The following is a 19,605-nucleotide window of genomic DNA, read 5'->3' on the forward strand; positions in this document are numbered from 1 at the left end:
TATTTAGATGTCCTAAAATAGAAATGGTTGCGTTTCAGGCATAATAACTTTACTTGTGAATCGCTTTTTTCATAAATGACAGCTATTTAATTTTTTCATTTTATCTTTGCATTTCACTTAAATCAAAGTACCCCTGAATCTGAGATTTATTAAACAATTAACGATTTATTTTTATGCTATCAATATTTTCTTCTAAACATTTTGTTGCCGATCTGTTTGAAAATTTCACAGACATACATTGTCATTTGATCCCTGCTGTTGATGACGGGGCTAAAGATGTCAATGTCAGTTTAAGCATGCTTGAACTGTATAAATCACTTGGTTTCAAAAACATCATAGCGACTCCTCATATGATGGAAGATTATTATAATCTTGATGCCGTTAAGATCAATAATGGTCTTGCAACATTAACGACACACAAAAATTTCGAAACTATCGGGATAAAGGTTAGAGCTGCGGCTGAACACCTGATGGACCAACAGTTTATGAATATGACTGCAGCCAAAACCCTGCTCCCTCTAAAAGACCAGGCTGTTTTAGTAGAAACCGGATTCATTTCTAAACCCATGCAATTCGACGAGATGTTATTTGAAATGGAAAATCAGGGATACGAAACTATCTTGGCACATCCGGAGCGTTATATGTATATAAAAGGCATCAAAAGCTATGAAAGCATCAAGAAAAGAGGATGCGCATTTCAGCTAAACATCCTTTCTTTAAGCGGTAATTACGGAGCGGGAGTTCAAAAAAAGGCAGAGCAGCTTTTGCTGAATGGAATGATTGATTACATCGCTACAGATGCACATCACGAGCGCCATCTGAAACAAGTTAAAGAATTAAAGATTTCCAAAAAACTAATTCCCTATGTCGAACGGGCAGTCATTAATACGAAAAGAGATTTTGAATTTTAACGGTCTCTGACCGTACAATTTTAGTTATATAAAAAAGAGGAGATCAGGATCTCCTCTTTTTATTTTTCACTCATATCGCTCGCTCACGATCTAAACATGTAACGGCCTGTTGTCTGTCGCCGCCAGGGCTGCTTCTTTCACCGCCTCTGCATAAGTCGGGTGCGCATGGCTCATGCGCGATATATCCTCGGCACTTGCCCTGAATTCCATCGCGGTTACTGCTTCTGCAATAAGATCGGCTACACGGGCACCTACCATATGTACCCCCAGTACCTCATCAGTCTCAGCATCCGCTAATATTTTAACGAATCCATCTATATCCATGCTGGCTCTCGCTCTCCCTAATGCACGCATCGGGAATTTCCCCGCCTTGTATTTAACCCCTTCTTCTTTCAGCTGGGCTTCTGTTTTTCCGACAGCTGCCACTTCCGGCCATGTATAAACAACGCCAGGGATAAGGTTATAATCGATATGCGGTTTTTGCCCGGCCAATGACTCTGCCACCATTACACCTTCTTCTTCGGCCTTATGGGCCAACATTGCACCTCTTACAACATCACCAATGGCATAAATATTCGAAACATTTGTTTGAAGGTGTGCGTTCACTTCTACTTGTCCCCGCTCATTTAATTTCACACCGGCTTTACCGGCATTCAGACCGTCTGTATATGGCCTTCTTCCTACTGATACCAAACAGTAATCTGCTTCAAAAACAACCTCATTTCCTTTTTTGTCATCAGCTTTTACAATTACCTGATCTCCTTTGCGGGTAACTTCTTTAACCTTATGGCTTGTATTGATCTTAAAGCCTTGTTTTTTCAATACTTTGGTGAGCTCCTTAGAAAGATCGGCATCCATTGTTGGTATAATCTTATCCATAAACTCAACTACCGTAACCTCGGCACCTAAACGACTGTATACCTGACCCAGTTCCAAACCTATAACCCCACCACCAATAACAACCAGGTGTTTTGGTATTTCTTTAAGCTTTAAAGCTTCCGTAGAAGTGATAATTCTCTCCTTATCTATATCTATAAAAGGAAGGGTCGATGGTTTTGACCCTGTTGCTATGATCGTATTTTTTGCCTCGATTTGTTCTGTAGAACCATCATTCTTCTTGATTTCTATATGAGTAGCATCTGCAAAACTCCCCAATCCTTCATAAACATCAATATTGTTCTTATCCATCAAGAACTTAACACCTCCCGATGTCTGGTCAACAACAGCCTGCTTACGTGCTATCATTTTCTCAAGATTTACTTTCACCTCTCCAGGTATTTCTATCCCGTGTTCTTCAAAGTGTTTTACAGCGTCATGATAATGGTGAGAAGAATCCAAAAGTGCTTTTGAAGGAATACACCCAACGTTTAAACATGTACCTCCAAGGGTTGAATATTTCTCGATTATGGCTGTTTTCATTCCTAATTGAGCACAGCGGATCGCTGCTACATACCCACCCGGACCTGAGCCGATAACGGCTACATCGTATTGGTTCATAATATATTTTGTTGTAAGTTTTATAATTAAAATGAACTCGCCCAGACTTTTTTCAAAGAATTAAGCGATTTCAAAAACAGCAACAAAAATACAAATGTTTTACCGGACTGCCATGAAGTTTAAGTCTTGACTTTTAGATATTTCTTAAAGATTCTTTTATCTGAATTGGTGAATATTATCTCTGATCTGCTTTATGTTTAATTTACAGGCCTAAAATCACCTTTATCATAATTTAAAATTCTTTTTGGCCAACTCCTTTCTGACCCTGCTCAAACTTTCCGGGGTAATACCCAAATACGAAGCGATCATCCACTGAGGTACGCGTAAGGTTAAGTCGTAATGGAGTTTTATAAAATCCAAATACCTTTTTTCTGCGGAGGCTCCAAGCAATAAATTTATCCTTTTCTGCAAATGCCTTATATGATTGTGTAACAATCGGTTGTTGTATTTCCTGAACGATTCACTTTCTTCAGATAGCTTATTGATGAACTCCTTGTTTACTAAAATTACCACGGTGTCTTCTATGGCTTCAATAAAGTAATCCGCAGGTTCATTAAAATAAGCACTACTTCTATCCGATATCAACCAGCTTTCCGGAGCAAACTGAATAATATGTTCTTTACCGTCTTCATCTACAGTAAATGCTCTTAAAAGTCCCTGCTCCACAAAAAATGTATCATAGCACACCTCTCCTGGCTGCAGTAAATACGTTCCCTTCTTAAACTCAAGAGCCCGGACTGTGTCTGCTAATTTTTCACATTGCTGATCTTCTATTCCCGATTTATCTACCAGATAATTTTTAAAATTCTCAAACATCTGCTGTTTTTTAAAAACCCATTTTATAATTCCATAAAGATACTTTGTTTCCATCATATTTTGAATTTGTATTTTGTACATTTGATTATCCGTAATTTATGCTAATGAATCTGGAAAAAGCTTTAAATAAGCATCATATCAAGCCTACCTCTATGCGGTTGTTGGTGTTAAAACAATTAATAGGGTGTAAAAGTGCCATGAGTCTTGGTGATCTGGAAGCTTGTTTTGAAAAGGCCGATAAAACCACATTATACAGAACCTTAAAGACTTTTGAAGAAAAGAAGCTGATCCATAGCATCGACGACGGTACAGGAGCAATAAAATATGCTATGTGTGAAGAAGGTTGCGAATGTGAACCTAAGGATCAACACATCCATTTTCATTGTACTGAGTGCAAAGAGACATTTTGTTTTACACAATCTAAAATACCTTCTACGAACATTCCTTCCGGTTTTACAGTTAAGAAAGTTAATATGGTATATACAGGCACATGCCCCAATTGCAATCCATAATTTTGCAAACCGGTTGCATTAAATTATTTTTATCTTTACAATGTGAAATCAATAGCATTCATATTATCGCTTTTTTTAATCGGACTCTCCCTGGCTCCGTGTTCTGATGCCGAGGTGAAAGCAGAATGTGAAATGCAGGTAACTGCCGATCATAACGATCACGAACAACATATAGATCTTTGTTCTCCCTTTTGTGTATGTCAATGCTGCCATTCTCATACGACTTTTCCAACACAACTATTTGAGGTTAAAAATACACACACTGTTATAGTGTCAGTTACAAACAACTACCTAAGCCTGGTAACCGACTCTCACCTGGAAAAACTACTCCGCCCTCCCCAGATATAATTCAACATATCCACGTTTACAACCCATAATGGTCTTCTGTACAGTAAGACCCCATGGTCTATACCATAAAAAAATGTTGAATTAATACTATCATAATGATTAATAAAATCATTGATTTTTCAATCAATAACAAATTTATCATAGGGTTATTCACCCTTGCTATTGTCGGGGCCGGTATCTGGAGTATGACAAAAGTACCCATAGATGCTGTTCCGGACATAACCAACAATCAGGTGCAAATTATTACACAGGCACCTAATTTAGGAACTGAAGAAATTGAACAATTCATCACATATCCGGTAGAACTGGCTATGAGTAATCTTCCTGAAGTTGAAGAAATAAGGTCTATATCGCGTTTCGGGCTTTCAGTGGTTACAATCGTTTTCAATGATGATATGGGGACTTATCTCCCCAGACAACTTGTTTCTGAAAAACTACCTGAAATACAAGAACAAATTCCCGAAGGCTTCGGAAAGCCTTCCATGGGGCCTATCTCGACAGGACTAGGGGAAATTTACCAATATACACTTGAGGTAGACCGGGCTTATACCGACAAATATAACGAAACCGATCTTCGAACCATCCAGGACTGGATTATCAGGAGACAAATGGCCATGGTTCCGGGGGTTATAGAAGTGAATGCTTTTGGAGGGAGGAAGAAACAGTATGAGATCACCGTTAAACCTGATGATCTAAGAGCCATCGGACTTTCTATCTCGGATGTCTTTACGGCTCTTGAAAATAACAATCAGAATACAGGAGGTGCGTATATCGAAAAAAACCATCAAGCTAACTTTATAAGAGGAGAAGGACTGGTTAAATCTGTATCCGATATTGAAAATATAGTTGTCAAGAATGTAAACAATATCCCGATCAGGATAAAAGATATCAGCAATGTAACCATAGGAAGCGCCGTAAGATACGGTGCCCTTACCAAAGACGGAGAGGGTGAGGTTGTCGGAGGTATGATCCTTATGCTAAAAGGGGCCAATTCCAACAACGTCATAACAAATGTAAAGTCCCGAATGCTGCAAATACAACAATCACTCCCCGAGGGAGTAACGGTAAAGCCCTTTTTGGACCGGAGTGAATTAATTTCAGAAACTACCGGAACAGTTACCAATAATCTATTAGAAGGAGGACTTATCGTTATTTTCGTTTTAGTTCTCTTGCTGGGAAACTGGCGGGGAGGACTCATTGTCGCCTCCACAATTCCTTTATCTCTCTTATTCGCATTTATACTGATGAATGTTTTTGGCGTATGGGCCAACTTGATGAGCCTGGGTGCTATTGATTTCGGAATTATTGTAGACGGTGCTGTTATTATTGTAGAAAGTACGGTTTTTTTAATTACGACAAAGGTAATATCAAGCCAAGAATTATCATCGCACGAAAAAGACCTGCTGACAGCCTCGGCTTCAAAAAAAATGATGAACTCTGCATTCTTTGGTCAGCTTATCATCCTGATTGTGTTCATCCCCATATTGGCTTTGGAAGGAGTTGAAGGAAAAATGTTCCAGCCAATGGCCCTTACATTTATATTCGCTATGATCGGTGCTATGATACTTTGCCTGACATATGTACCAATGGCTTCTGCTTTATTTCTAAAAGTATCAAAAAGCAGAAAAAAATCTTATGGAGACCGGTTTGTTCGTTGGATAGAAAATAAATACGAACCCCTTCTTTCCATGGCTTTAAAAAAAGGAAAATTCATTCTGGGTGGTGCCGTATTCATCTTTACGCTTACTATTTTCATGTTCAGCAAAATGGGCGGTGAATTCATCCCTCAACTTGATGAAGGTGATCTTGCCTTTCATGCGATACTGAAACCCGGAAGTTCACTCTCCGAAACCATAGAAACTACCACCAAAATTGAACAAATCATAAAAGCTGAGTTTCCGGAAGTAAAATCTGTTATAAGCCGGATTGGCGTTGCAGACGTACCTACAGATCCGATGCCTATGGATATTGCAGATGTTTTCGTCATACTTGATGACCCTTTAGAGTTTACGTCTGCTGATAACAAAGAAGAACTCGTCGAAAAAATCAAGAAAGCTATAAGCATCATCCCGGGGGTTAATTATGAATTCACACAACCGATTGAAATGCGTTTTAATGAACTTCTTACCGGAGTAAGAGAAGATGTGGCTATCAAATTATTTGGCGAAGATCTGGAAGTACTGGCTGCCAAAGCTGAAGAAATTGGCAAACTCATCGCTAATATTCCTGGTGTCGCCGATATGAAAGTAGAAGCTACCACCGGGCAACCTCAGATATCTGTGGAATACAACCGAAACAAACTGGCACAATACGGATTGCAGGTAAATGAATTGAATAACGTTATTCAGGCAGCTTTTGCCGGTGCCAGTGCCGGAGTCATTTTTGAAGGGGAAAAACGCTTCGATATGGTTGTTCGTCTGGACGAAACAAACCGTACGGACATATCTGATATCAAAAACCTTTTCATAACGCTCCCGTCAGGAAGCCAGATCCCATTAAGGGAAGTAGCGGAAATCAGTTACCGTCCGGGACCGATGCAAATAAGCCGGGATAACACCAACAGAAGGACTTATGTCGGCATCAATATAAGAGACCGCGACGTAAAATCGGTTGTACAGGACATCCAAAAACAACTCAAGGCTAACTTTAAACTCCCTCCCGGTTATTACATAAGGTACGGTGGGGCCTTCGAGAACCTTGAACGGGCAAGCAACCGCTTACAGATGGTCGTTCCCTTAGCATTGTTTCTCATATTCATTCTTATCTATTTTGCTTTAAAATCATTTCCGCAAACCCTGATGATCTATGTTGCCATTCCTATGGCTACCATAGGAGGTGTATTAGCCTTATGGATTCGGGATTTACCGTTCAGTATCTCGGCAGGAGTTGGATTTATAGTGCTTTTTGGAGTGGCTGTATTGAACGGTTTGGTGATGGTCAGTGGACTTAATGAACTGAAAGAAGAAGGCGTTACCAATTTAAAAGAGCGGATTTTAAAAGGAACTAAACGCCGAATCCGTCCCATAATGCTAACTGCTTTTACCGATGTGCTGGGGTTCTTACCCATGGCGCTTTCGGTTTCAGCCGGAGCAGAAGTACAAAAGCCTCTAGCCACCGTGGTCATAGGAGGGTTAATCACTTCTACCCTGCTAACCCTCTTCATCTTACCTATACTATATCATTGGGTTGAAAAAAAATCATCTCAGGTAAAATTAAATACGAAACTCGTATCTACTGTGGCTGTATTCGTTTTACTAATGGCTATACCATCTGCGGTAAATGCACAAAATAATCCTTATGCGGAGATCAGTATACACGAAGCCGTCGCCATCGCCCGGAAAAATTATCCCCTGCTTCAGCAAAAATTAGCTGAGATTGAAAAACAAGAGGCTTTAAAAAGCACAACTTTTGATTTAGGCACCACCCGGGTATTTACCGGTGGAGAAGAGATAAATGGCGATGCAGGTATCTATACGACGATTGGTTTCAGTCAGTCGGATATCGATATTCTCGGTTCATTTTCTAAAAGAAAGCTCCAAAAACAAAAAATAGAATACGCAAAACAATTATATCAGCTAACAGAACTAGAAGTAGCTGCCGAAGTAAAAAAATCCTGGGCACAGGCACTTAAATACAAAAGGCAATTGTATCTATATACTGAATTAGATGCTATTTATTCGAATTTTTCCAAAGCAGTTGCCTTAAATTATGAAGTGGAGGCGATCTCAAAACTAGAATATCTGGCAGCTAAAAATCAAGCCTTACAGATTCAAAACAAACTGGATCAAATAGAAAAAGATTATAATATTGCCGTTGAGCAATTAAATCTTTGGCTGGTTTCGGATACATTATATACGGTTTCCGATGATTTGGAACCTTTGTTAATCGATACACAGCAACTAACTGTCAATTCGCACCCTGCATATTTAGCCAATGAAAAAAAGCTCGAATTGGCTGAAGCAAATCATAAAAGCACTAAATCAAATATGCTCCCTAAATTCAACCTTCAGGGCGGATTGCAAGAGGTAAACAACAATAGTGGATTTTATAGTTATCAGGCAGGCATCTCAATCCCTTTTTTATCAGGAAACGACAAGGCCAGAATTAAAACGGCAAAATTTGATACAGAGATCATCAGGTTACAAACAGATTACAATAAAAAGCTAATTGAATCTGAGCTTAAACAAGCTATTGTAACTTATAAGAAATGGGCAGAATCATGGAATTTTTATAAAACCGAGGTACTCCCCCTGGCTAAAGAACAGCGCTCCGGAGCCTTATTAGCCTACAAAGAAGGTTCTATAGATTATACGGGGTTCACGCAGATGATCAAAGAAGCTGTTGCCTCAGAAATTGCAGCTCAAGAAGCTCTTGTTAATTATTTAAACAGTTTATTCCAATTACAATATTTCAAACAATCTTAAAATGAAAAATTCCATGTATAAAATCCTGTTTATATTGCTCATAACTATTATTGCCGGTTGCGGGAGCAAACAAAGTACAGATAAAAACGATAAACATGAACACGATCATGCAAATGAGCATTCTCACGATGAACCTTCTGATGATCATGCAGAAGAAATAACACTTTCAAACAATCAGTTTGAAGCTTTGCAGATGAAGGTTGATACTATCGGGAAAAGAAACATAAGTGATTATGTGGAAGCAAACGGCACACTCGAAGTCCCGCCCCAAAATGAAGCTTCCGTTACGTCTGTTGTTGGAGCCAATGTTACTTCTATCGAAGTTATTGAGGGAGATGAAGTAAAAAAAGGGAAAATCATTGCCTACTTGTCTCATCCGAATATTATCAGGGTTCAAACAGACTTTCTGAATGCATACAGCAACCGTGAGTTCTTGAAAAAAGATTACGAACGTCAGAAAAAACTATACGATGCAGGGGTAGGTTCGGGTATGAATTTTCAAAAAGCTGAAGCCGCTTATCTGGCCTCTAAATCCCTGGTCAACGGTTTGGAGGCTCAGTTAAAAATATTAAACATCAACATCGCGGCCGTTAAACAAGGAAACATTCAGCAAAAAATAGGTCTTAGAAGTCCCATAGACGGATTCATTCAAAAAGTGGATATAAAAACCGGACAGTATGTAGAACCACAGACAGAACTCTTTGAAGTTGTAAACACCCATCATGTACATGCGGACCTCATGGTGTTTGAAAAGGATATTCACAAAGTAAAAGAAGGACAAAAAGTACGCTTTAAGGTACAGTCGCTACCCGGAGAAGAACTTACCGCAGAAATCTATTCGGTGGGCAAAACCTTTGAGGAAAATCCCAAAGCCGTTCATATCCACGCGGAAATAGAAAATAAAAAAGGGAACCTCATCCCGGGCATGTATATTCAAGGCCGGGTTGAAACAGACAACACCAAAGTAGTGGCTTTGCCTTCTTCAGGAATTGTAAAAGAAGGAGATTCATATTATGCCTTTACTGCTCAAAAAAAAGGAGATAAATGGACTTTCTCTCCCATAGAGGTCATTATAAATAATGAAGATGCGGAGTGGAGTGCCATTACATTTTTAGATACGGTTTCTGCAAATACCCGGTTTGTATTCAACAACGCCTATTATTTAATGGCTGAAATGAAAAAAGGGGAAGCCGAACATAGTCATTAAACCATCATCAATGAAGGTCATTTCTAATAAAGACATTCAGAAATGGCCTTAAATCCAACCGGGAAACTTAATTAAAAACAAAACAATGGATACTTGTCATCACCATCACGAGAAAGGAATATTCGGAAAACATACAGAGCTTGTCTTTTCTATAATATGCGGTACAGCTTTGGGGTTGGGTTATTTGTTTACTTATATTGATACTATTCCGTATTGGCCTAGTTTAATATTATATGTCGCCTCTTATTTTTTCGGGGGCTTTTTCACTACAAAAGAAGCAATCGGCACTTTGTCTAAAGGCGGCTTTGAAATAGACTTTTTAATGCTTGTTGCTGCTATAGGGGCAGCCATTTTAGGGGAATGGGCTGAAGGAGCGCTTTTACTTTTTTTATTTAGCCTCGGTCATGCTTTGGAACATTTTGCTATGAACAAAGCTAAAAATTCTATTGCGTCACTTGCTGATATTGTTCCGAAAACAGCTCTTGTAAAATTAAATGGAGTAACTAAAGAAATCCCTATTGACAATTTAGGTCCGGGTGACGTTATTTTAATTAAACCTCATACAAAAATAGCTGCCGATGGGATTATCATTGAAGGGAGTAGTAGCATCAATCAGGCGGCAATTACAGGCGAAAGTATTCCGGTCGAAAAAACTGCAGTAAAAGATTCTTCAAAAGAATGGTGGAAAGAAACCAATATTGACCCACAGCATCTGGTATTTTCCGGAACTTTAAATGGTAATAATACCATAGAAGTCATGGTAACTAAGAAATCTGTCGATTCTACCTTATCACGGTTAATCAAACTTGTGAATGAAGCCCAAACACAAAAATCACCAACTCAACAATTTACCGACAAGTTCGAAAAATATTTTGTTCCGACGGTACTGATATTAGTTGTCTTATTACATTTTGCCTTTCTGATTATTGATGAAAGCTTCAGTGAGAGCTTTTATCGTGCCATGGCTGTTTTGGTGGCAGCAAGTCCGTGTGCCCTGGCCATATCCACACCAAGTGCCGTTTTAAGCGGTATAGCACGTGCAGCTAAAAGTGGAGTACTGATAAAAGGCGGAAGGCCTTTGGAAGATCTTGGTTCCCTTAAGGCACTCGCTTTCGATAAAACGGGAACCCTTACTGAAGGAACCCCTAAACTCACCGATATTATTCCTTTTGAAGGATACACTAAAGAAGAACTGTTAAAAATTACCGTCGCCGTAGAACAATCGAGCGACCATCCACTAGCGAAGGCTATTGTTAATGACGGACTGAAAAAGATCGATGGCAGTGACTTACCGAAAGTCAATAGCCTGGAGGCCATTCCTGGCAAAGGCATTAAAGCCGACCTGAATAATGAAAATGTTTTTATCGGCAATGTCGAATTATTTGAAAATAAAAAAGAGCTAGATATTTCGACCCCCATTAAAGAGACCTTAATCAATCTTGCCTCGGATGGAAAAACGACTATGCTTATCAGTAAAGGAAATACTTTTGTCGGAATATTAGCGCTCATGGATATTCCTCGCACCGAAGCCATCCCGACAATTAAGCAGTTAAAAAGCCTTGGAATAAAACAAATAATCATGATCTCTGGTGATCATGGATTAGTTGCCAGCTCCATAGCTAAAAAAATAGGCCTGACTGATGCCTGGGGTGAACTATTACCTGAAGAAAAAGTAGAGGCCATAAAAAGACTAAAACATAAAAACGGAAAAGTTGCTATGGTTGGAGATGGTGTTAACGACGCCCCGGCAATGGCGCATAGCACCGTAGGAATCGCAATGGGAGCGGCTGGCAGTGATGTAGCTTTAGAGACAGCCGATATTGCTTTAATGGCCGACAGCTTAGATAAATTGCCTTTTGCCATTGCTTTAAGCAGAAAAACCAAAAAGATTATCAAACAAAACCTTTTTATAAGTTTGGGCATGGTGGCTATACTAATTCCGTTAACTATTACAGGTATAGCTACTATCGGGCCCGCAGTATTGATGCACGAGGGCTCGACACTTGTTGTTGTATTTAATGCGCTAAGGCTCCTGGCTTATGAAGCTAAAATCACATGATATAATTTCAATAAAAAAGCGGGCTTCAAAATAAAGCCCGCTTTTGTTCATCTGTATAGTGTCTTTATGAAAAGTATATATATATACCAATTACTATCAAACTGATAATTGTTCCTGCGATGGCAGCGTGTTTATATGGAGTAATATCCACTTGCTTTGTATATTCCAGTTCAAAATCTGTACTCCTCGGATATAGCTTACCGATAAGAAGCATGATCGCTACATTGGTTACAAACAAAATAGCCATGACATGCAAATAATGCGGATATGCCAAAGTAGCAATTTCTGCAAGCCTGTCTTCATCTAATATTCCTGCCGCTTTTGCTTTTTCAACAGCATTTGCTGACACTATCGGCTTGATAACAAACTGACTTATTATATATAAAATACACCCTGAAAGGATTCCGATTTTAGCTGCAATTGCCGGTACGCGTTTAGTTAGGTATCCCACAACAATAATTGTCAGGATAGGGATACTATAACATCCGTTTACTTCTTGTAAATAACCGAACAGTCCTTGGGGTGCCTTGGCAATAAGCGGAGCTATAAGCATTGAAAATACTGCCAATAAGATCCCAAAATACTTTCCGTTCTTGATAATTTTAACCTCAGAAGCATTCTTGTCTATATATTCCTTATAAAAATCAATGCTGAAAAGTGTAACTGCACTATTCAAGCCGCTATTGAATGAACTTAAGATTGCTCCGAACAAAACTGCTGCAAAGAATCCTATCCATACTGTCGGAAGTACTTTGTTCACCAACATCGGGTATGCCTGATCCGGAGTTTCCAGATCTGCACCGAAAATATAAAAGGCAATAATACCGGGCAACACCACAATTAAAGGCCCGAGTATTTTAATAAACGCTGCGAGCATTAATCCTTTTTGTCCCTCTTTCAGGTTTTTTGCAGCTAAAGCTCTTTGAATAATAGCCTGATTAGTACCCCAGTAAAAAAGTTGTACTAACATCATTCCCGTGAAAATGGTCGAAAAAGGCACAGAAGCAGTAGCCGTTCCCATCGAGTTAAATTTATCCGGTGCATGCTCCACCAGTTTGGTAATCCCTTCGCCAATCGAACCGTCTCCTATGTACAATAACCCAAAAATCGGAATCAGGAGTCCTCCGGTCAATAGACCTATAGCATTAATACTATCGGAAACAGCCACAGCCTTCAGACCTCCGAAGATGGCATAAACAGATCCTACAATACCTATTCCCCATACGGTTATCCAAATGGATGTATCATGCGATACTCCTAACAATTCGGGAATATTAAACATGGTGCTTATTGCCAGAGAACCTGAATAAAGCACTATTGGAAGTAAGATCACAATATATCCCAGTAAGAACAAACCGGATGCAATCGTCTTTGTTGCCTTATCATACCTGGTTTCTAAAAATTGTGGTACTGTTGTTAACCCTCCTTTCAGATATCTTGGCAACAGAAAAATGGCTGTAATGACCATTGCTATGGCTGCTAGGGTTTCCCATGCCATTACCAAAATGCCTTCGGAGTAAGCCGCTCCATTCAGACCTACGATTTGTTCTGTCGACAAGTTGGTTAGCAATAAAGAACCGGCTACGACCCCTGCCGTTAAGCTCCGTCCTCCTAAAAAATATCCATCGCTTGTTTTTTCATTAGTTTTACGCGTAGCTAAATATGCTATAACCCCTACCAATAAGGTAAATCCAATAAATGAAAGTATTGCCATAAGTAAAGTTTCGTTTAGGTTGCCGAATTTATAATTTTATATCTAATTTTTTATACAAACCCTACCAGAGTATCGCTTTTTTTATTAAATATATCGTTTTAACACTAATTAAAATTGCCAATCAGTCAAGTCTGGTGGTTTTATTCAATGATCACCTTAAAAGAATCTAATAACCCCAGGGCATTGTCCTTTGAGAATAATGCTCCCGTCATTTTATTCGCGACCGGATTCATCGATAAATTAAAAGATGTCCTGAAGTCTGTTTTGTTTAGGTTTGTATTCTCGAAAATTGATGCTTTAAGATCGCATCTGTCAAAAATTGCTTCCTGAAGATCTGCCCGGGTAAAATCAACACCGACCAACTTACAACCGGTAAACCCGGACTTTTTGAGAATACGCTTATAAAATGACGACATATCCAGCTGGCATTCTTCAAAACTGACCGCAAACATATAGTCATTGCAGGAATCGAATGCAAGTCCTAAAAGCTTACACCCTTTAAAAGAAACATGATTAAAAACCGTATTATTAATTTGTACACCGCTCAAATCACAATCCACAAACTTACAGTCCGTAAAATTAATATTCGACAGGTTTACATTTGAAAAGATACAGCTTGTAAAAGTACAATCCTCATAGTCTGCTTTTTCAAAAAGCTGGTCCATATAATTAATCCCTTCATAATGCTGATCATCGATATAATTTAAACTCATTTGATTCTTGTATCCTTTTTTAATGATTGGTTAAACCTTTTTACAACCGTCCTGCTAAAACGAGCCCGGAGCAAGCTCACAAGCCGGAATAAATCTCGATTATCGGGTAAAGCAGCGGCTGTCGTATTTTAATGCTGTACCACCAGTAACAATATTTTATTTTTTTAATACTGAAAATTCAATCCTGGAAGAATTATAGACTCTATGTACCTGTTTTTTAAAATCCTCTTCTTTTGCTTCAAAAATATTATCTACATATGTCTGAGGGTTCAGGTCAATGTATGGAAACCAGGTACTTTGTATCTGGATCTGAATCTTATGTCCTTTCTTAAAAGTGTGATATACATCTTGAAGCTTGATATTGACGTCGGTTATTTCATTCGGCACAAAGGGTTCTGGATTCTCAAAACTATTTCTAAAACGTCCTCTCAGCACTTCGCTTCTTACCATCATGTGGTAATTACTCATTTTAAGATATTCCTGCGTTTCGGGGTAATCTTCTGCATCAGGCGGATAAACATCTATAAGCTTCACTACCCAATCGGCCGATGTTCCGGTGGTAGACACCTTTAGTTGAGAAAGAATATCTCCTACCATTGTCAGATCTTTTTTCAATACATCTGTTTCAAAAACCAATACATCGGGTCTTCGGGCAGCAAAACGCTGATCGTCGGTCATATATTTACGAGGTGTAAATACCATTTTAATATCTTCAGAATACGGCACCGGTTTTTTAGGATCACTAATAAATTCTTCAAAAGAAAAATCCAGGGTCGTTATTTCGGCCAGTCTTCCTTTATTCAATGTATAGCTCTTCTTTTCTATATTCTCTGGAGGCCAGGTTTCGTATGTACTCCAGGCTCTTTCACCGGTATCAAATACGTATGCCTCAGGCAATCCTGATTCATTACCACCGTGGCCCTTTAAAAAATGATGAAAAAATCTAGACTCTATCTCTTCCTGATAGAATTTAGAGATATCATCGCCAAAATACACATTCCCTATTGCTTGCCTTTTATTGGTTCTTGCCCAGTCGCCATGACTCCATGGCCCCATGACAATGGTATTGTAATTTTCACTCCTCTTTTCAATGTTTTTATAGGTTTCAAGCGGACCGTATAGATCTTCTGCATCGAACCATCCGCCCACAATCATGGTTGCCGGTTTTATATCCTCCAAATGTTGAATTATGCCCCTTGATTTCCAAAACTCGTCATAATTGGGATGTTCTTTTAGTTGTTGCCAGAATACATTATCTTCTTTATAATAGGTGTCCAAATTAGACAGTGGTCCTGCATCTAAGAAAAACTGGTATTGATCTTCTGTTCCTAATTCAGGAAAACTGTACCAGCTTTTCGTTGTCGGCTCATCTTTCATATAACCAAACAAGGCGGTTGCTCGCCAGTAACTCAGTAAATACGCTCCATTATGATGAAAATCGTCGAAAAAGAAATCGCCTATACATGCCTGGGGCGAGACTGCTTTTAATGCTTTATGATTTGACAATAGAGAATATGTTGAATAGAAACCGGGATATGAGATCCCCCAAACGCCTACTTTTCCGTTATTATTGGGGACGTTCTTTACCAACCAATCTATCGTATCGTATGTATCAGATGCCTCGTCTATTTCTTTTCGCTTTTTATTGGGGATAAATGCCCGCATATTATCATATACCCCCTCACTGTTCCACCTTCCTCTCACATCCTGGTATACAACAATGTACCCTTCTTTCATCATGTTCTCGTTCGGACCAATCTTAGACCGGAATTCACTTTCTCCGTATGGTGCACAGCTGTAAGGTGTACGCTGCATGATAATCGGATATTCTTTCGAAGTGTCTTTGGGGCTATAAATTGTCGTATGCAGTTTGATGCCATCCCGCATTTCTATAGTAACTTCTTTCTTTGTATAATGCTCTTTAATATTATAATCCGTTTGGGCTGTAATACAACTGACAGATACCAGTAGAAAAAGTAATAACAATTTTTTCATTTAAATTAATATTTGTGTCGATTAGTTTTTAGCCTTTAAATATACGTTATAAATAAGAAAAGCACAGTTGTAACAACTGTGCTTCCTCATTAAAAATATTAAAAACTCTTATTTTTTATAATTCGATACTCCATCCTTAAGCCATGCTTCATAGGCATCAATATCGGGCGTATATCCTACAGGAGCGTTAAGATTGTTCCCCTCATTATCGACCAACACGTAGTAAGGCTGTGCATTGGCTCTATAATTTACAATCTGAAAATCACTCCATTTGTTACCAATGGTTTTTATTTTCTTTCCTGTTGCATCAGACACATATTGTTCGTTTTCCGGCAGCGGACGCTTGTCATCTACATACAAGGATATAAGAACGATATCATTATTTAGAATATTTAAAATCTGATCTTCACTCCACACACGCTCTTCCATTTTTCTACAGTTCACACATGCATGTCCTGTAAAATCGATCATAACAGGCTTTCCTACTTTTTTGGCATAGGCCATTCCTTTATCGTAATCAAGGAAAGCTACGATATCCTGTGGTCCATGATGAGCTCCTTCAGGTAATTCTGCATGTGCCGTGGCTCCGCCCCCACCTAATTTGGTAAAACCTACTCCATAGGGAGATTCACTATAGTGCATTGGTGGCGGGAACCCACTGATTAATTTTAAAGGTGCTCCCCAAAGACCCGGAATCAGATAGATTGTAAACGATAGTACCAACAAACCAAGTCCTAACCTACCCACAGATATATGTTGCAGCGGTGAATCGTGTGGCAAATTGATCTTTCCAAACAAATACAAGGCCAATGTTCCGAATACAGCGATCCAAATGGCAATAAATACTTCTCTTTCCAACCAATGTAACTGTAATACCAGGTCGGCATTTGATAAAAATTTAAAGGCGAGTGCTAATTCCAGGAATCCTAAAAATACTTTTACAGAATTTAGCCATCCTCCCGATTTTGGTAATGAGTTTAACCAGCCCGGGAACATAGCAAATAACATAAAAGGCAATGCTAATGCCAGAGAGAATCCTAACATCCCTATAATAGGTGCCGCTCCTCCCTTACTGGCTGCTTCTACTAATAAGGTTCCCACAATTGGTCCCGTACATGAAAAAGATACTATTGCAAGGGCAAGAGCCATAAATAAAATACCTATAATCCCGCCTCTGTCTGCTTGTCTGTCAACTTTATTAGCCCATGAATTAGGTAATACGATTTCAAAAGCCCCTAAGAAAGATGCCGCAAATACTACCAGTAACAGGAAGAAGATAACATTAAACCATACATTGGTCGATAATGCATTTAATGAATCTGCTCCGAAAACAGCCGTAACCAATGAACCTAAAAGCACATAGATGACTACTATCGAGATACCATAAAAGATTGCATTTTTAATACCTGCTGCCCTGGTCTTGCTCTGTTTTGTAAAAAAGCTAACCGTCATCGGGATCATCGGGAAAACACAAGGTGTTAACAGTGCCGCAAACCCCGAAACAAATGCAATCAAAAATATAGTTAAGAGTCCTTTTTTCTCTTCTTTTTTATCTTTTTTTACTTCAGTCCCCTGGCCGGATGCAGGCTTGTCAGCATCGTTAGCAGAGGCAACTGCTGTAGTTTGTTTAGAAGAGGCTCCTTCATTGATCACAAAAGACACTTCTTTACTGTCGAAGATACAGCTCTCATCGTCACATGCCTGAAATTCAATTGAAGCGTTTACGGATGCTAATGATTCATCCGATAATTTAATTTTTTGTTTAAAAGTGGCCTTGTCGGCAAAATAAGACAGTTCCATCTCGAATACTTTGTCATATTCGGTAATGGATTCTCCTTCTTCAGTTTTTCCAATTAACTCATATCCTTCTCCTGCCCCTTCGTAGTTAAAGATCGTAGGAAGCGCCCCTCCCTCAGGTAATTCCTGAGAATATAAATGCCAGTGAGGTTCTATAGAGGCTTTAAAAATTAGGTTGTATTCTGTTTCTGATACTTTCTCAACTTCTGTACTCCATTTAACTGGATCTTTAATTTGTGCAGTAAGCGAAACAACTGATGCTAAGGTTAGTAAAAAAAATAAGTAAAGTCGGTTCATTTTAAGTGCTCTATTTTTAAAATATTTTTTGTTTTGGAGGTTACCTTATACCGGTCATCTATCCGATGGTCAATAACCCATACTATTTCATTCCCTGAACACAGAATCCAAGCGTTTTCTTTATCTAGGATAGAAAACTTCTCGTCTTTAAAAAACTTCGATAAAAGCTTCTTATTCTGCATTCCGAGGGGATAAAAATAGTCGCCTTTTTTCCATTTCCTAACGATCAGTGGATACTTTAACAAATCTTTATCTATATAAGCCAGGTTGTTTTTAAAAGGCCCTGTCAAACCAACGTCATAAACAACTAATCTTAAACTACTTACATCCAGCCCCGCATCTTTTTCCAGCGAATAATAGTCCTCTATTTCAATAGGTTTTATGGGAGTAATGATGATTTCTTCTCTATTTTTTAACATTCGGTGTGTTTCCGAAAAAACCTGCTTTCCGCTGGAGCTAAAAAGCAAGCTTTCAACATCGTTCCATTCCCTGAAACCATATTCATTGAACAATCCAAAAAGATAATCTTTTCTCGGACTAAGCTCTTTTAACCTTTCGGCGTTAATAATTATTCTATCTTCTTCAAATACAAACAACTTTTGCTTTAACTCTTCAAGGTGGTTCCGGACTATTTGTGATGTTCCCTGAATAAACCGAATAGTTTTATTGAAGTTATCCATAAACGAAGTATTAACACTCTTCAATTCCGGAATCACTTCCAACCTCAACTTATTTCTAAGGTATTTCGATTCTTCATTACTGCTGTCCTCTCTCCAGATTATTCCGTGCTGCACTGCAAAGTTTTCTATTTCTTCTCTTGTAAAGGGCAATAAAGGACGTACAGTATTCTTATAAAGCGACGGAATGCCCATAAGACCTTCAATACCGGTTCCCCGGGATAAATTAATTAAAAAGGTCTCCAGGTTATCGTCAGCATGGTGAGCGGTAAAAACACAGTCGAAATTGTATTCGTCAATCAATGAGGCAAACCAGTTATACCGCAATTCGCGGGCTGCCATCTGGACGGATACCTTATGCTCATCCTTATATTTAAGTGTATTGAAGTACGTTGTATAAACCGGAATATTTAAATCTGTTGCCAGAGTCTTTACAAAAGCTTCATCGGCATCACTCTCATTTCCCCTAAGCTTAAAATTGCAATGAGCCAGGGCTATGGTAAGGCCTGCATTTTTACACAAATGTGTTAATACGACACTATCTATTCCCCCGCTTGTCGCTATTAAAATCTTAGCTTGTTTAACAAATGAAAAATTCTTAGAGATATGTTTATTGAACAGTTCCTGCATGGGGCAAA

13 protein-coding genes are annotated in these 19,605 nt (G+C 38.8%); 6 read left to right on the forward strand and 7 right to left on the reverse strand.

Features of this window, described 5'->3' with window-relative positions; translation table 11 throughout:
* The first annotated feature begins 173 nt into the window (after nucleotides 1-173).
* The gene (locus MQE36_RS15485; RefSeq protein ID WP_242936875.1) at nucleotides 174-911 is read left to right on the forward strand and encodes a tyrosine-protein phosphatase; all 738 of its coding nucleotides are present in this window, start codon (nucleotides 174-176) and stop codon (nucleotides 909-911) included.
* Between the two features lie 90 nt (nucleotides 912-1,001).
* Here MQE36_RS15485 and lpdA read toward each other — a convergent pair whose 3' ends face one another.
* Nucleotides 1,002-2,408: a dihydrolipoyl dehydrogenase gene (lpdA, locus tag MQE36_RS15490; RefSeq protein ID WP_242936876.1), complete on the reverse strand. Its 1,407-nt coding sequence runs from the start codon at nucleotides 2,406-2,408 to the stop codon at nucleotides 1,002-1,004.
* A gap of 225 nt (nucleotides 2,409-2,633) precedes the next feature.
* Nucleotides 2,634-3,224 (reverse strand): Crp/Fnr family transcriptional regulator, encoded by a 591-nt coding sequence (locus MQE36_RS15495; RefSeq protein ID WP_242938868.1) that lies wholly within the window; start codon nucleotides 3,222-3,224, stop codon nucleotides 2,634-2,636.
* Nucleotides 3,225-3,328: 104 nt separating this feature from the next.
* On the opposite strand from MQE36_RS15495, the gene MQE36_RS15500 reads away from it, so the two are divergent.
* From MQE36_RS15500 to MQE36_RS15520, 5 genes are all read left to right on the forward strand, one after another.
* On the forward strand, nucleotides 3,329-3,736 hold the full coding sequence (locus MQE36_RS15500) for a Fur family transcriptional regulator (RefSeq protein WP_242936877.1): 408 nt from the start codon (nucleotides 3,329-3,331) through the stop codon (nucleotides 3,734-3,736).
* Nucleotides 3,737-3,778: 42 nt separating this feature from the next.
* A complete protein-coding gene (locus MQE36_RS15505) occupies nucleotides 3,779-4,084 on the forward strand; it encodes a DUF6660 family protein (RefSeq protein ID WP_242936878.1) in 306 nt (101 codons plus the stop codon).
* Nucleotides 4,085-4,179: 95 nt separating this feature from the next.
* On the forward strand, nucleotides 4,180-8,508 hold the full coding sequence (locus MQE36_RS15510) for a CusA/CzcA family heavy metal efflux RND transporter (RefSeq protein ID WP_242936879.1): 4,329 nt from the start codon (nucleotides 4,180-4,182) through the stop codon (nucleotides 8,506-8,508).
* Between the two features lies 1 nt (nucleotide 8,509).
* On the forward strand, nucleotides 8,510-9,715 hold the full coding sequence (locus MQE36_RS15515; protein WP_242936880.1) for an efflux RND transporter periplasmic adaptor subunit: 1,206 nt from the start codon (nucleotides 8,510-8,512) through the stop codon (nucleotides 9,713-9,715).
* A gap of 85 nt (nucleotides 9,716-9,800) precedes the next feature.
* Complete coding sequence (locus MQE36_RS15520; RefSeq protein WP_242936881.1) at nucleotides 9,801-11,774, forward strand: heavy metal translocating P-type ATPase; 1,974 nt, start codon at nucleotides 9,801-9,803, stop codon at nucleotides 11,772-11,774.
* Nucleotides 11,775-11,838: 64 nt separating this feature from the next.
* Here the strand turns inward: MQE36_RS15520 and MQE36_RS15525 are convergent, their stop codons facing one another.
* The 5 genes from MQE36_RS15525 to tilS all read right to left on the reverse strand — a co-directional run bounded on the left by MQE36_RS15525 (nucleotide 11,839) and on the right by tilS (nucleotide 19,597).
* The gene (locus MQE36_RS15525; protein ID WP_242936882.1) at nucleotides 11,839-13,488 is read right to left on the reverse strand and encodes a solute:sodium symporter family transporter; all 1,650 of its coding nucleotides are present in this window, start codon (nucleotides 13,486-13,488) and stop codon (nucleotides 11,839-11,841) included.
* A gap of 140 nt (nucleotides 13,489-13,628) precedes the next feature.
* The gene (locus tag MQE36_RS15530; RefSeq protein ID WP_242936883.1) at nucleotides 13,629-14,201 is read right to left on the reverse strand and encodes a pentapeptide repeat-containing protein; all 573 of its coding nucleotides are present in this window, start codon (nucleotides 14,199-14,201) and stop codon (nucleotides 13,629-13,631) included.
* A gap of 156 nt (nucleotides 14,202-14,357) precedes the next feature.
* Nucleotides 14,358-16,196, reverse strand: a complete 1,839-nt coding sequence (locus MQE36_RS15535; RefSeq protein ID WP_242936884.1) for a CocE/NonD family hydrolase — start codon at nucleotides 16,194-16,196, stop codon at nucleotides 14,358-14,360.
* Between the two features lie 108 nt (nucleotides 16,197-16,304).
* Nucleotides 16,305-18,290 carry a protein-disulfide reductase DsbD family protein gene (locus MQE36_RS15540; protein ID WP_242936885.1) on the reverse strand — a complete coding sequence of 662 codons (1,986 nt, stop codon included), beginning with the start codon at nucleotides 18,288-18,290 and terminating at the stop codon, nucleotides 16,305-16,307.
* The gene (gene tilS / locus MQE36_RS15545; protein WP_242936886.1) at nucleotides 18,287-19,597 is read right to left on the reverse strand and encodes a tRNA lysidine(34) synthetase TilS; all 1,311 of its coding nucleotides are present in this window, start codon (nucleotides 19,595-19,597) and stop codon (nucleotides 18,287-18,289) included. Before tilS ends, MQE36_RS15540 begins: the two co-directional genes overlap by 4 nt.
* Nucleotides 19,598-19,605: the final 8 nt, after the last annotated feature.

It is taken from the genome of Zhouia spongiae, from assembly GCF_022760175.1.
GTDB lineage: Bacteria > Bacteroidota > Bacteroidia > Flavobacteriales > Flavobacteriaceae > Zhouia > Zhouia spongiae.